Source organism: Porphyromonas loveana (assembly GCF_003096695.1).
GTDB classification, from domain to species: Bacteria; Bacteroidota; Bacteroidia; order Bacteroidales; family Porphyromonadaceae; genus Porphyromonas; species Porphyromonas loveana.
Window position 1 is genome coordinate 1 of the sequence record NZ_QEKY01000019.1, and the last position, 15,767, is coordinate 15,767.

Annotated in this window: 9 protein-coding genes; all 9 read left to right on the forward strand. The window is 44.7% G+C overall.

Translation table 11 applies throughout. The features are described 5' to 3' along the window. Positions 1-1,321 precede the first annotated feature (1,321 nt). On the forward strand, positions 1,322-2,155 hold the full coding sequence (locus C7382_RS09010) for a GLPGLI family protein (protein ID WP_116679951.1): 834 nt from the start codon (positions 1,322-1,324) through the stop codon (positions 2,153-2,155). Continuing rightward, positions 2,134-4,749, forward strand: coding sequence for a carboxypeptidase-like regulatory domain-containing protein (locus tag C7382_RS09015; protein WP_116679952.1), 2,616 nt, complete (start codon positions 2,134-2,136; stop codon positions 4,747-4,749). Before C7382_RS09010 ends, C7382_RS09015 begins: the two co-directional genes overlap by 22 nt. A 32-nt stretch (positions 4,750-4,781) precedes the next feature. Next, positions 4,782-5,231 carry a cysteine peptidase family C39 domain-containing protein gene (locus tag C7382_RS09020; RefSeq protein ID WP_449421199.1) on the forward strand — a complete coding sequence of 150 codons (450 nt, stop codon included), beginning with the start codon at positions 4,782-4,784 and terminating at the stop codon, positions 5,229-5,231. An 898-nt stretch (positions 5,232-6,129) separates the two neighbouring features. Next, positions 6,130-7,185: a DUF6261 family protein gene (locus C7382_RS09025; RefSeq protein ID WP_116679954.1), complete on the forward strand. Its 1,056-nt coding sequence runs from the start codon at positions 6,130-6,132 to the stop codon at positions 7,183-7,185. A gap of 163 nt (positions 7,186-7,348) precedes the next feature. Next, positions 7,349-7,786: a T9SS type A sorting domain-containing protein gene (locus tag C7382_RS09030; protein ID WP_116679955.1), complete on the forward strand. Its 438-nt coding sequence runs from the start codon at positions 7,349-7,351 to the stop codon at positions 7,784-7,786. 32 nt (positions 7,787-7,818) lie between these two features. Next, positions 7,819-14,103, forward strand: coding sequence for an RHS repeat domain-containing protein (locus C7382_RS09035; RefSeq protein ID WP_243405692.1), 6,285 nt, complete (start codon positions 7,819-7,821; stop codon positions 14,101-14,103). Between the two features lie 10 nt (positions 14,104-14,113). After that, positions 14,114-14,479: a hypothetical protein gene (locus C7382_RS09040; protein WP_088528761.1), complete on the forward strand. Its 366-nt coding sequence runs from the start codon at positions 14,114-14,116 to the stop codon at positions 14,477-14,479. Between the two features lie 204 nt (positions 14,480-14,683). Continuing rightward, positions 14,684-15,163 carry a hypothetical protein gene (locus tag C7382_RS09045; protein ID WP_116679956.1) on the forward strand — a complete coding sequence of 160 codons (480 nt, stop codon included), beginning with the start codon at positions 14,684-14,686 and terminating at the stop codon, positions 15,161-15,163. A 123-nt stretch (positions 15,164-15,286) separates the two neighbouring features. Beyond that, positions 15,287-15,670, forward strand: a complete 384-nt coding sequence (locus C7382_RS09050) for a hypothetical protein (protein ID WP_243405693.1) — start codon at positions 15,287-15,289, stop codon at positions 15,668-15,670. Positions 15,671-15,767: the final 97 nt, after the last annotated feature.

Here is a 15,767-nt window from a genome sequence, read left to right on the forward strand (position 1 = left end):
TTTTAATCATAAAATCTGCAAGTTTTCTGCTATGAAGATAAGAAAACTTGCAGATTTAGCAAAGATATTCGCAAACTAATTTGCTGAATATCAGAGATTAAAACGAATTTTAAGGGACGACTATTTAAGGACTCAATTTACGTTTTGGTGTTTCCACTCCTGGTCAAGAGATGGACAGATATTTCGATACCGCCTTTCAATGCTAAAGCACAGACTCATCCATGTGACACAGTTTCCTCTGCCATCAGATTTTCATACGCTTAAGAGAAATAGAATCTGCTTTTAGACGATACTCTATCGTGCCGCTTCATAAATTCGCAAGGATTCTCACCACACACTCTCTGATCGGAAAACTGACTATTCCATTATTCAGGCTACTACCTCACAGACGCAAGGCAAAGCCCTTGGTCAAAGAACTGATCAAGAGACCGACCTATCTCAAACGAAGAGAGCAACTACACTATTCTATCACAACGAACCAGAGTTCATAACCTTTGATAAGATTGAAAAGATCCTCAAGGTGCCGGTGTATTTCGCCAGGGGCCATACTCTTCTACGGAATAACCGCACATCGAACTCCCGCATACACTCATTCGGCAATATCCTAAGCTTTCTTCTTTCATCAACATAACCCTAAACAGCTCCTATGATCGAACAGAAACTAAACAATAACCCGAGCAAACTCATGTATTGAACACCTTTCGAATATTTCTTTCTTAATTTGCCTTAGTGCTGCGCTCGGTGGAACGCGCACATATCGAAAAAAGCAGTTATATTTGTCTGTCTCAAAAAAGAGACAAGAATTGATACACAATCACCAAACCAACTCAGGAATCTACACATTTAATTAAAATATGACGCCAAAAACGATTCAAAACTACCTAAGACTCTTCAACATAAATACAAACAAGGATGAAATAAAATTTCGCATCACTTGCCACCCATATTTTTTGAACATTTACGGGGTAAAAAATTTCTTCGAAGATAACGGATTACCCTCTGACTGCATCCGCCTAAAAAATAATTCAGATCTGCGCAACATTAACAAACCATTTATTGCAGCCACGAGAAATGGAATTACACCTATTATCGGGCATAAAAAGACAATGTATTCGCATTGGTAGACGGACGGAAAAAGAAATTTGATTTTGCCTTTTTCGAGGGTATGTTCGATCTCTAAGAATAAGGACTGTACAGATGTCATTAATTCTCCTGCAAGCAAGCTATTCAATAGATATTCTCTCGCAGAACTCTGTTTATGCAGGGTGGAGTGTGAATGAGGCGTATTTTTTGCCATCATAAATCATAATAAAATGTCAAAATGAAAAAATTCTTCTTTTGTGCAGTTTTTCTGCTAATGCTATCAGCGGCAAACGATGTATCGGCCCAGTCCTCCGTGGATCACTCTCGTTACCATTGCATCTACAAGTACACCCGTTCTTGCGAAGAAGCAGGACAGAGTCAGCCACATGACCTCTATCTGATGCTCCAAGTGGGGCATAATGTCACCTCTTGCATGGACTATGCACTCTACCAACTGGACTCCGTGAATCATGCTCCTACAAGTACGAATGAAGAGAAGGAACAGAAATGGCGAGCTTATCTGCAAAATGCCGATTTCTTCGACCCCGTGGTACAACGACCGATAGGCGGGGACATGACTGTCTATGACCAACTGGCAGTAGAGCAGTATCGCTATAACGAGCCTCTGTCCGCTCTTATGTGGGAGATGGGAGAGGCGACCGACAGCATAGCAGGCTATCTGTGTCAAGAAGCCTTTTGCGACTATGGCGGGCACCGTTGGCGAGTGATGTTTGCTCCCGAGATCGCTGTTGATGCAGGGCCTTGGAAGTTATGCGGCCTGCCCGGTATGGTCATGCGAGCGGAAGCGGCTGATAAGAGTCACGTCTTTGAACTCATCAGCCTGCAACAGAGCAGTGCAGGTATATACCAACCCGAAACCAAAAGCACCATCGCGACTGCAAGGGACGAATTCGTCAAGAATAAAAATATCTACGAGCAGAATCCCGATGCTTTCATGTCCCAGTTGTCAATGGAAGCCATTAGGGAGGTTACCGTCATCGAAGGACAGATGCTTATCAACGGAGTCCACTTCCGAAAATCGCCTTTCCGATGTGCTGCTCTCGAAAGATAGGTATCGCCTCGTTGCTTTGGAGCATTTGCTTCTTAGCGGTAGTTGCACAGACCACTCGCCTCTCGCTCCAAGGGCGGGTGACGGATAAAGAGACCGGGCGCCCCATAGAACAGGCCATCGTCAAAGTATATGGCAGTAACCACCGTATTCTCTCCTTTGCGGCGACTAATGCCCAAGGAACTTTTCAGCTCTCCTACGCACAGCCAGACACAGAACAGAAACTTCGCATAGAAGTCTCTCATCTGGCTTATAGCACGGAGCAAGTCCCACTTAAAAAAGAAGAGCAGGAATACCGTTTCAGCCTCAGGCCGAAAGATAATGCTCTGAAAGAAGTCGTCGTCTCGGCTCCGGTAATCAGGGAGCGCGGCGACACGTTGCGCATCCTGACCGATCAGTTCAAAGGAAAAGGAGACTACACAGTGGAGGATGTGCTCAAGCGCATTCCCGGGATACAAGTGGCAGAATCGGGTGCCATCTCCTATCAAGGGCGTGCCATCAATGACTTCTACATCGAAGGGCTGGACCTGATGGGCGGGTCTTATAATGTCGCGACGCGCAACTTGGAAGCCGATATGATCAGCGCCGTGGAGATTATCGAGAATCACCAGCGCATGGCACAGAAACGAGGTAAGGAGGTCTCCGACAATGTGGCACTGAATCTGAAACTCTCGAAGAAAGCACGCTTCAAGCCTGCTTTTGCTCTCAGCGGAGGTTATGGCTATGCCGAGAGATCGGAGTATAGTGCCGGCGTGCTGGGGATGCTGTTCAATCCCAAGTTTCAGACGCTTACTTCCGTCAAGATGGCCAATTCCGGCGAACAGATAGCCGAGGAGCTGAACCAACATTATTTCGATCTACAGCCTCTCTCGACCCTTGTCGAGGAATGGACTTCGGGGAGTGCTGCGGCTTACCTCCCGATCCCCAAAGAAAGATACATCACGGGGCAAGACTTCTTAGTCGGCTCTAATGCGATTACGAAGTTTGGCGAATATGCCACCTTGCGAATGAATGCCAAGTACCTACGTGACGAGGATCGCTTTGCATACGATCGCTCGCGTATCTTCTATACGCCTACGGGCGAAGTGCTGATCGAGGAGAATCGTCTTTTCGATGAGGATAACAGGGAAGTGGAGCTTACTGCCAACTACAAGCTCAACACACCGAAGGTGTACTTTACGAATGCCTTCCAGGGCAAAGGTGCGTTCGCAGACAATAACTTCCGCCTCCGGACTCCTTCTCTCTTGGAGGAGTCTCTGCACCACAAGAACTTTTCTTTCCAAAACAAGAGCGAGTACTCCAAGTACAACAACGGGAGGTCGTTCCGGATGAATCTCTTGGTCAGCTATGCCCGTTCGCCGCAGAGCGAGCTGACGCTGCTGAACTCCGACACGCTGCCTCATCGGCAGCGACTCAACGGCTCGTTCTTCCAGTCCAAGACATCGGCCTTTTGGGAAAGCCCGTTGGGAAAGAATCATCGACTTCGATTCGGGACGGATCTGGCTTACGAATACCACGAGCTGACAACTCTCAGAGAGTGGGGCACGGCACTGGATCGGAACGATCTCATCGCCAACCGACTGGTGGCAACGGCCATGCCCGGATATGCGTACAACAATCGGGCACGGGGCATACTCTTTGTCATCCAATTCCCCGTGGGCATCCATGCGCTTTTCCTTTCGGACAAGGTAAATTCGCTGACGAAGGATACCTTCCGCAAGCCGGTATTCGGCGCAGAAAGCAGCCTTGACTACATCCTTACGTCCCGCATCCGTCTCTTCGCAAGAGCGTCTCACACCGAAAGACTCGGTTCTCTCTCCGGATTTGTCTCGGCTCCCATTCAGATGGATTATATTTATTACAAAGCCGGTGGCGGACTCTGGCAAAAGCAGACGAACGATGTCCTGCTGGTCGGAGCCAAATACAAGAATCCGCTCAAGTTCTTCTTTGCCAACATAGAAGCTCAGTTAGGTCGGACGAAGTCCAACACCTCTGTCACAGAGCAGCTGGATACCTCCTCTCTATCTTCTACCTTTGCCCCCATTCCCACCGTTCTGCGCTATTCTTCTGTCAGTGCTTCTACGGATTTCTTCTACCGACCGTTGGCGTCCAAACTCGTTCTGCAGGCAAACTATGACCGGAACAAATCGGCAGTCATTCATCAGGAGGCTACTTTGCAAGTGCTTACGGAGGCCTACGCGCTGAGAGGGAAACTACTCAGTCGGCCGTTCAAATGGATGGAGCTGTCTCTCAACGGGGAGCTTTCGGCAAGGAAGTGGACGATTTCGGACAGGCCGATCAATTTGACCGATCAGATATGGGGAGCTCAATTGGCGGTATTCCCGGGTAGTCAGATCGCCATTACTGCAGGGGCGCAATGGAACAACCGCCATATGATACAGGATACAAAGACGCGAGGCGACTTCTATTCCATGTCTGTAAAGAAGACAAGTAAACATTGGATTGGGACGCTCAGCTTCATCTACTCGGCACCGAGTGAGTATCAGATGCTCTCCCTGACGGATGCCACCGCCTCCTACTCCAAGTATAAGCTGAAGGCATACAGCCTTTCTCTTGCTCTGCAGTATCACTTTTAGCCGAATTCCTCTCTTAACATTGTACACTTAACATAAATGAAGAAAAAAAATCCTTCTCTTTTTTAGCTCAGACTGACGCAATGGATTGTGGACCAGCGTGTTTGGCAATGATTGCAGAGCACTACAGCTTGCGATTTGACCGTGACTATTTGAGAAATATTTGCTCATTTGGGAAAGATGGAGTCTCTCTGCTTGGTATCAGTAATGCCTCTGAAAAGATTGGATTTAAAGCTGTTGGTGGGCGATTGAATTTTGATACATTATTGACGGAGGCAACTCTGCCTTGTATCATTCATTGGGAGCAAAATCATTTTGTCGTATTCTACAAACTGAAAAAACACAACAAAGGGCGGTATACATTTTATATTGCCGATCCGGCAAGAGGACTATTAACTTACGACAAAGAGGAATTTTGCAACCATTGGATTAGCACTAAAACTTTTGGGAAAGAATTGAAAATAGTGAGGTTGATTTTTTTCTAACCATCAAATCGAAAATTTTTTTGACTCTCTTTTTCTCCAAATCATTTCAAAAGGAGTTTCCCAATACGGAATCACTGTAAAAGAATAGTTTCCGAACAAGAAGTCGACGAAACACCTCTTGTCGACGTGACGTATACCGTATACTCTTTATTATCATACTTGTACGTGACATAGAAATAGAAAAGAGGAAGCCGGAAAGAGACTTTTTCCTCTTTAGGGAAATGCCCCCTCTCATGGTTGTCAAGGGAATACGCAGAGGGAACATAAGTGACGGCACAGTACAGACCCAAACGAGAGAGAGAACCTGAGAGACTCAGACGCTCTCATTGTATAACGGCAGCTGTAAGGGCGGACGTGCTTGTCGTCCCTCCTTGTCCTTATAGCGCTTCATTACCTATACAGTCAATGTTCCACCTTATGAGTGGAATGTGCACGCTCAATTGTTTTGCTTCGTCCCGTTTGGTAGTTTCCGACTTTTGTCTACTTTTGCATCGGCTAAAGCTCATAGCCGCTCGGCCAAGCGTCGGGATTATATTGAATTGGATTGTGCACGCACATATATCTTTTAGAGGTGATAAAGACCATGAGAAGTATGTTCGTCCGGAATTTTCCTAAGGCTTTGGCCGCGGGAGATTCGCATCAGTAGTTTTTTTGGGGTTAGGTTTCGATCCGGTGGAATAGGTTTTGATGAGACTATTCCCGAGGTTGCAGCCACATAAGAGTCGGGCGAAAAACACATAGCCGACTCTTTCGACCACGAGACTAAGGGATATGCTGCCCCGTGCAGAACGTCCGGACTCCCCCGTTGCTCCATCCGATGTAGATAGAACCCGTGCTACGCCTCAGGGGACTATGGCTTTGCCACAATAATAACTTAAATTAATTTAATTCAAAAAGAATGAAGACAAAATCATTCACCACAAGCAGACTCCGCAATTTGGAGCATTTTCAGTTTGCACAGAACGTGCTAAATCTCTGTCGTGAAGCTAACATCGGTAAGCTCAATGCCGTACTCACTCCGCTTGAACAAGCGCTGAAGGAGGAAGACCTTCTGCTCAATCTGGGACGCAAGGAGCAGGGATCGCAGGAGCTGGCACACCTCGACAACGAACGCGGCAGGGCTTGGCGCATGATCTCACTGCAGGTGCAAGCCGACCTTCTGAGCAAAAAAGCCGATGTGCTATCTGCCGCACGTGCTGTAAAAGACGTGCTGGAGCGATACCCGCGACTGATCTATCTCCCCTATTCGCAAGAAACGGGCGGCATCACCAATCTGGTGACCGATCTCCGCAGCACTGCCCTCTCTTCCGCAGTGCAGAAGCTGGGACTGAAAGAGATGATCGACAACCTCGATGCCATCAACAAGACTTTCGCAACGCTCTACCTCCAACGACTCAAATCGGTCACTAACGAAGTGGGAGTGGAGATCCGCCGACTGCGCACGGAGACGGACAGCAGGATCGAAACGGTTACCGACAGGATCGATGCCCTGCACAATCTGGAGTCGAGCGAAGCAATCAGGCAACTGATCACGGTGTACAACAATCTCGTTATCAAGCAGAGCAGCGAGCTAGCCCGTCGCGCGGCATACGGTAGGGCAGCCTCCGAGAAGCGCCGTGCCGCCTTCAAGGAACTGCTCCGCCCCATGTTACCGGAGCTCATTACCGAAAAAGGGATGACGGTGGCCTTTGCAGGGCGCACACTGGGCACGGGCAAGAATCGTCACTACCTCATCTCCTTCTACATGGATGGTGCAAAGGATGACGACCGTTGGCATCGCATCGAGGAGGGGAAGCTCGTCCACGTTCCCGAGGATCAGCTCCCCAAACCGAAGAGAAAGAAGAAACCTGCATACGACCTCTCTTCTTCTCCGACAGAGGGGACGATACCGACACCTCCCGCACAAGGCGGTGATAGCAGCGGCGCAGAAGGGAGCATAGGCGGCGGTCTGTAGACTGCACACATTCAACAAACAAGAGAGCATCCGAGCAATTCGGGTGCTCTCTTTGCATACCGAGGGGCAACGCAAATGCACTTATGGGAGGAATGTACAAAGGAGCCTTGTTCATATTCGATAAATACACTTCCTTTGTTGCTAAAATAATTACAGTCAAACTATGAAACATTTGTTTTTTACATTGTTCCTCTCTTTTCTGGGATGCCTTGGTGCCAGAGCACAGCAGACACTCTCTTTTGTTTATGATGCCTCCGGCAATCGGGTTTCAAGAGTTATCATTATGTGTTCCATAATTGCGACAGGTGAAGAGTCGAGTGAAGAAGAAAGAGACGAACCTAAAGAGTTCAATGAGATTTTGGGAGACACACAGATAAGACTGTATCCGAACCCGGTAGAATCTGTTTTGACCATATCCATCAGCTCTATCGAGGATAAAGGGAGGTACGCTATCTTCAATATCCATGGCTCCTTAGTCCTACAGGGATCGTTGGATCATCGAGAGACGAAGGTTGATATGAGTCGACTTCCTGCCGGCAACTATGCGATGCGCCTTTTTATCGGCAAAGAGCAATCCACATGGAAAATCATTAAGAAATAAAACTTTTTTACTTTAACATTTAGGATAGACGTATGAAAAAACTTTACGCCTCGCTTCTCTCCCTTTCTTCATTTTTTCTCTGTTCTCCGCTTACATCCAAAGCCGACATCCTCTCGCTGGAAGTTCTTGACTCCTTATCGCAGAGACAAAAAGCGACCTCGATCCGTGAACTGCGAGAGGCTCAAGCAGCAGCGAATGCAGCTGCAGCAACCATATCTGGGTTAGACAACCTCCCCATCTATATGGATGTGGATCCGGGAGAGATTTCTTATCAATCCGGAGTGAGCCCTTCGGGAGCCAAGACTTATTCCGTACCGATCTTCACTGCTCCATCGGTCGGAGCGAAGCCGACAATAGCTCTTTCGTATAACAGCCAATCGATTCAGGAGGGTGTAGCTGGTGTTGGATGGAATATCGTGGGAGCATCTGCAATTAATCTTGTTAATCGAACGCTTTATTTTGACAACGACATCTGTGCTGTAGACTTCTCTAACCCAAACACATACGCCCTCTCTTTAGACGGAGATAGAGCAATAAGTGGAACAACTTTAATGGGCAAGGTGAGAATAACACCTAAGTACAACAATGACAATGTTTTGATTTCCTTTGATGCTCTTATGCCAGATGGGGGAAGGGCAACATTTGGACTGCCAGATAATACGACGCCCCAAGCTTCCTATCCAATTTTATCTTACACCGATGCATTGGGGTACCGTGTGGATTATTCTTATCGTTTGTCTGGGAACGTATATTTTCTTACTAAAGTCGCTTACGGAGGGCGAACAGCGGACAGCCATTTTAATCATATAGATTTTGAATATGAAGGCAGACAAAATTGTACTGTCCATTATATCTCCGGGCAGCCATATGAAAGCAATATGCGTCTTAAAAGTATTCACTCTTACGGCCAAGGGAAGCTCCTACGTAAATATACTCTACTATATAAAGCATCTCACAATAAATCCCAATTACAAAAAATTTCTTGTGAAACTGGGAAGCGATCTTTAAGTCCTTTGTCTTTTGTATATGGATTCGATTCCTCTCAAGAAGATAAGATATATAAAACGGGAGAAGTTGTCCCTCTTTTCGACACTGGAGCTGGAGATAAAATAACGAGTAGAGGACGGTTTTTTAAAGGAAGTGACAGGGATGGCTTCATCTGTTTCTCCAATCGAATTTTCGATCAATGGCAAGCACAAGATAATAACTCAATATTTGTTATTCCAAGCGAAGATTTTGCTTACGCTCCTATCTCATTGAAAGTAAAAAAATACACAAGAAGTATTCAGGTAGCAGATATTAATGGAGATGGGGTAGATGAGATCATTTGTATAAGTGTGGATAGCAAAAAGGACAAAGCGAACAAAGGGTTATACGATGCTCAGAAAACTTATTGCTGGATCTATTATTTTGATGGAATCAGGTTTAACAAAGAAGAAACGACTTATTCGACATACCCAAAATCTTATTATACCAATATTTCTTTTCTCCTGGGAGATGCGACTGGAGATGGGGCGATTGACGCCATTGCAATTATTCCCGAGAAAGGGAAAGGGGGGAAGAACAATGGAGATCAAATACTATTCGATCTTACACTCCTTAACTTCAAACAAAAAAAAGCCTTCATATCGAATCATCTCTACGGATATAACATCGATAAAGGTCTTTTTTTTAGAGACATTACTGGTGATGAAAAAGCAGAATTAGTCTGTTCTACCATATCAGGATATAACACATTCAAATGGATTGAAAAAGTCAAAGACTTCTCTTCAGACAAAATAAATATAAAACTTTTCTCGACGAAATTAGATGAGGAGGATGACAGTTTTATAACAAATTCAAAGAAATTTTTAATAGCAGACATAAATGGTGATGGGAAGCCCGATCAACTCATTTCCCCAACAGCTTCGTATTATACAATTTTCCCACACCCTGGACATCCGCATAGTGGCTTATACCCATATGAAGGTGAAGGGGCATTTTTACTGGACAAAGGGAAGCAATGGAAGATAGAATTCTTCGATGGGGAAAAAATTGTTACAAAACAAATTGAAGTAGTTCGAAATATGTTGTTAAGTTCTTTCTATTTAATGGATATCAACAAGGATGGACTCCCTGATCTATTAGAAAAAGTTCGACGCAAAGATTTAGCACCAACTCCATATGATCATATTCACAGTCAAAAAAATTATCTCATACGTATCTTTTTTAATCGTAATGGGGAATTCAGCCCTTCTGATTTTATCTTATCTGAAGATTTTTCGGACAACAGCACTAATGATTTTGATTTGATTCAATCAAATAATTTTAGCCCACGAAGAAATTGCCCCATCATAGGACTTAAATCAAATATTGGTTATTACTTTGAAGTTTCCTGTGACGAACAGACCCGCCACCTTATTACCGGAGTACAAAGCAGTACCGGATTGATTGAAACCAACGAATATGCTGCTCCTAAGTCCGGCTATACTTTCCCGCCTCTTCCGGATGGATATAATTACCTTTCTTTTCCGCTAAAGACTGTATCCAAGGTTTCCAAGGGTATAAAGGGGGAGCCGCATCGGGAATTGACGGAATACACCTTCACGGATGGTGTGATCAATCGTCACGGTCTGGGATTTTGCGGTTTCAAGGAGACGAAAACCTATACCTCATGGGATTATGCTTTTGGAGATGGAGTGGAAACCGTTACACAATATGATCCATTGCAGCAAGGAGTCCCTCTTAGTTCCACAACAAGAATTGGCTTCAATAGCTCGGACAAAATCAAAGCATCGTCCTTCATCTATCAGAGCAATGGACAAACGGGACCGTGGAAGAAGCCTCTACTCATCTCCTCCCAGGAATCAGATCTGCTCAATAACACTACGCTGTCCAGGACTTACACCTATGATTCCGAAGATTTCCCCGTGAAGACGACAGAGGATAATGGTGAAGGCGTACAGACTATTACTGAGCAAACCTACCGTCACATCAAGCAAAGCAATTCTTATCGCCTTGGATTGCCGTTGACTAAAACTACGACTCATAAAAGGAATGGCAACCAGTGGATGCAGAAAGAATCGATTGCCTACAACGCTGCTCTTCTCCCCATCAGTATCATCTCATTTACCGGTGAAAACGGAACCCTTAAAACAGGGGAAATAAGGAGGGAATACGATGATGCAGGCAATATGACGACGGAGACGAGTGCTCCATACGATGCCACCGATTTCCGAGGCAAGACTTATACCTACGATGATAAGGGTAGACTTGCAAGCGAAACTGATATATTCGGACAGAAGACCGTTTACGAGGAGTATGATGCGTATGGGCACCCATGCCTTATTCGTGATGACCGAGGTAATGAGATACGTTCAGTCTATGACGCCTGGGGTAATATTGCCTCTATAAGGAATGCCGATGGATCCAAGGAAGAATATAGCCGCCAATTACTGACAAACGGATATCCCCGTAATCTTCAGGTCATAACATCAACAAACGATGGAGGAAAAACTCTGGCAGAATATGACGCGTACGGTCGTGAGGTGAAGACGGGGATGCTGCGTTTCGACGGTAGTTGGCTATACACGGCCAAAGAGTATACAGCGGCCGGCATGCTCAAGCGGGAGTCCTTGCCTTTCAAAGGAAATACGCCTTTACATTGGAATACCTGTGAGTATGACCGCTATAAACGTCCTGTGAAGCAAACCATGCCATCAGGAGCAGTGCAGACATGGGCATATACACCAAGACGTGTGTCCGAAACCAAGGAGGCAATCACGACTACACGCGTATCGGATGCAAGTGGACTGTTGGAATCGGTATCCGATCCCGGTGGCGAAATCACATACCATTACAGACCTGACGGACAACCGTCGGAGATAAAAGCCCCCGGCAATGTCAAGACCCTATTCGAGTATGATCAATACGGACGTCAGAGAGCTATCATCGACCCCAGTGCGGGCAGAATAGAGACGACTGAAACGTGGACCGGCCGCCGCCGTACAACCGTCCGCAAAGATGCCCGTAAAAAGGTTATTACTTCTATGTATGATGAATTCGGGAGACTCCAAAAAACCGTGACCCCCGAATTCACCACCAATTATACCTATGACAAGGATTTGGTCAAATCAGCCATAACGACCAGCGGTTATTCGCGCACATATGATTATGACCATTTGGATCGTCTCATTCGCACAGAGGAGACAGTCGAAGGAAAAAATCTCATCGAACAACTCTCGTACAATACCCTCGGACTGCTTCAGGGCAAGACAGCGACTTTGCCGACGGGAGCGACTGTGACAGAAACTTATCAGTATACGCGTGGTACACTGACTCGCAAAACGCTGCAGGACGGCAGCTTGATCTGGCAGCTTTTGAAGGAAAATGCGATGGGACTGCCTACTAAAGTAAGGACCGGCAACCGCACTCGCGAATACAAGTATTCGACCATGGGATTACCTACCGAGCGATTTACGACCGGCGTGGGTGGATTCAATTACGATTTCGATCCTCAAACGGGAAATCTCCTGATGCGAAGCGATAAGAATTCCGGTAGATATGAAAACTTTTCTTACGACGGACTTAATCGATTGACCGGAGCAGCGGAACATAGACCAAACGGCGACCTCGGCATAGCGACACTAACGTCTTTCTACTATACTCCTAACGGCAACGTCACGGAAATTAGCAACATTGGGAAATTCATATATTCTACTCAAAGCCCATATCGAATAGTGAATATGGGGCTGAAAATGGGAGCGGAAGCATTTGCCGATACTACGGGACAAAACATCTCGTACGCCTCTTTCGACCGGCCGCTTACGATCTCAGGGAATGGCTACACAGCAACGTTGACCTATGCCGATGACTATAGTCGTACGACTATGACGGTGAGATCTCCCTTGCTCAAAGATCCTTTCTTCAAAAGAACTTACATCGGCAACTATGAAGCTGATTCATACGGTACGCAAAGAAAGAATATCGAGCGTTACTATATCGGCGGAGATGCCTATTCGGCTCCGGCCGTCTATGTGCGGGTCAATTCCGGACAGTGGAAGTTGCATTATATCTATCGCGATTATCAAGGCAGCGTGACGGATATTACCGATGCTGCCGGTACGGTGGTGCACCGCATGCGATACAGCCCATGGGGAAAATTGCTGCATACGGACGGTACACCTTATACCCGAAGCGAAGAGTTGTCCACCGACTATGACCGACTGCTCCTGCTCGGACGGGGCTATACAGGGCACGAGTATCTTCCCTGGTTTGGATTGGTCAATATGAATGCCCGACTGTACGACCCTGCTATCGGACGCTTCCTCTCGCCGGATCCCTATGTACAGATGCCGGACTTCTCTCAAAACTTCAACCGCTACAGCTACTGCCTCAATAATCCCCTCAAGTTTACGGATCCTAGCGGAGAATTTGCTTGGGTTCTACTGGGGGTAGCGGCATTGGGAGGAGGGCTTAATTTCTTTTCTAATAAAGAAAATATTGAAGGTTTTTGGGATGGGATTTCATCTTTTATTGTTGGTTCTGCCGCTGCAGTTGCAACGACAGTTGTGGCGGCGGCAGGTGCCGGAATTTTAACAATAGCAAGCATTGCTGCCGGAATGGGGGCTTTAGTATCCACGAATAATGATATAGTTGCTCAAACCGGAAAAAATTTTAGTGGGATAGAGAACGTTGACTGGACGCAGGTTGGGAAAAATGCCTGCATTGGTGGTGTATCTGGATTTGCAGGAGGAAGTGCCGGTTATTGGGCAGCCAATTCATCTCTGCTTGTAAACAACATCAATAGCCCTGTTCTTCGTTCGGCAGTAGTTTCGCCTTTAGCAGCTGGAGCGGGTCATATTGCAGGTGGTACTACGGCTGGTTTGCTTCAAGGGCAAAGTTTGGATGTCGCATTCCCTAATTCATTTAACGGTATAGGACAGAGCATGGCAATAGGAGGAGCCATCGGAGTAGCCTCAACCGTTGGCGTTTCCTATGCGAATGGAATAAGTCCGTGGACAGGAAAATCTTTAAATACCTCTATTTCGTCACAAGTTAAACCTAATGATTTAAATACTTATTCGGATGTATTTACAGTGACTTCTGACGGTATAGTTCTACCAAAAGGTGCTTATATTCCTGATAATTTGATAGAAAATCCATACGGAAGATTTGGAAGTTACGGAAAGATAGTGGATGGAAAATTTATTGAGATTGTACGAATAGATCCTCCAACTCTTCCAGGATATAAAGGTCCAAACACAAGTCATTTCCATCTAAATGGGAATAAAACACATATTTTCGACATTAACAGATGGCCTTGGTGGCATAAATAAAACAAAAAAAATGGATTTTAATGATTTAAATTGGCATGATGCCGTAATCAAAAACATATCCATCGACAGAAGTAACCCTGGGAAAAGGGACATTATCCAATTAGATATAATCTGGACTAATGGGATAAAAAGTACAATAACTTTTAGCAATGTATATTTCGCCAGCTTTGAAATGAATTTTGGCATAGTTGCTTTAGATTCTATTTTCAAAGCGTATTCAGAAGATCGAAACAGTTATTTGGTAAAAGAGCTTTATAAAAAATGGAAAGGATTGATCGATGATGTTGACTTAAATTATTATGAGATTGAAACCAATTCCACAAAAAGCACAATCGTAATCATTGCTCAAGAATTCAAGATAGATGACAATTTATGATTTAAGAGAGTCTAACAACGACTTTCTTAATTAGAAAGTTCAAGGGAAAAGTTTGGATGTCGCATTCTCTAATTCATTTAACGGTATGGGACGGAACATGGCAATGGAGTAGCCTCAACCATTGGTGTTTCGTATGCGAATGGAATTAACCCGTGGTCGGGAAAGGATCTTGCAATGATAGATATGAGGTAGAAGAATAAGAGCATGGCAAAGCGAATAATCACAAGGATAGGGGACGTTTTTGAAGTCCAATTGGATAATTGCAAGAAATACATTCAGTACATCGCAAATGACATGACACAGCTCAACAGTAACGTAATACGTGCTTTTGTGGAAGAGTATCCCTTAGGCTATTCCCCGATCTTAGAAAATATTACCGCGGGTAAGGTTGATTTTTATGCACACACAGTCCTTCGATGGGGTATTCAGTCGGGTTTGTGGTATAAAGTTGGTCGGATCAGTTTCGAAGAAGACGTGAATGTCCTTTTTAGGACCTACGATGAAGATGGTTATGTCCCTGTATCCAAACGTTGGTTGGTGTGGAAAATTAACCAACCAATGAAGTTTGTTGGTGAGCTCAGAGGAGAAAATCGAGATGCAGAAATAGGCCTTGTAATAAACCCTGATGAAATCTTTGAGAGGATAAAGAGTGGAGTATACAAAACTCGCTTTCCATGTTTTTAACAAACAGCATAATCATCATCTATTTTACCGGCAAAAAGATAATTCATTGACAAAAAAATAAAGAAATTAAAACGAAAATATTATATTTCATTTTAGGTGCACATTAAACGGATTGATGTAATTATGAAGAAGTTTTTTATTTTTGTGTTTTTAACCATCAACACAACAAATGTTGTTTGTCAAAACACCGACAGTGTTATAGTTTCTTCTGGTAATCCTGCCATTATTTATCCATTAACAAGTGATAAAAATATTGAAGAGCGTAAAAATGCAGGAATAGATTGTCATTTTACCTATCCCTTATTGATCTTAAATGGATTAATAATTAGAGAGAAAGAAAAAGTGGATTGTTTTAGAAATCAATTCAAATTTACTAATATAAAAAGTTCAAAACGGATTACAAAAGCAGAAGCCGAAAAGAAAGGCATTCCCGACGCTCCAAAAGACGGGGTATTATTTGTTATAATTAAGAAAGGATATTATTTCGATTTATCTTGTAACAGATAAGCAATATCTTAAATCAGCAATTCTCACTTCAACAATATAACAAATTATATTACCATGCGCAAAAAAAAGACAAACAACACATCGTAGTAAAAAACTC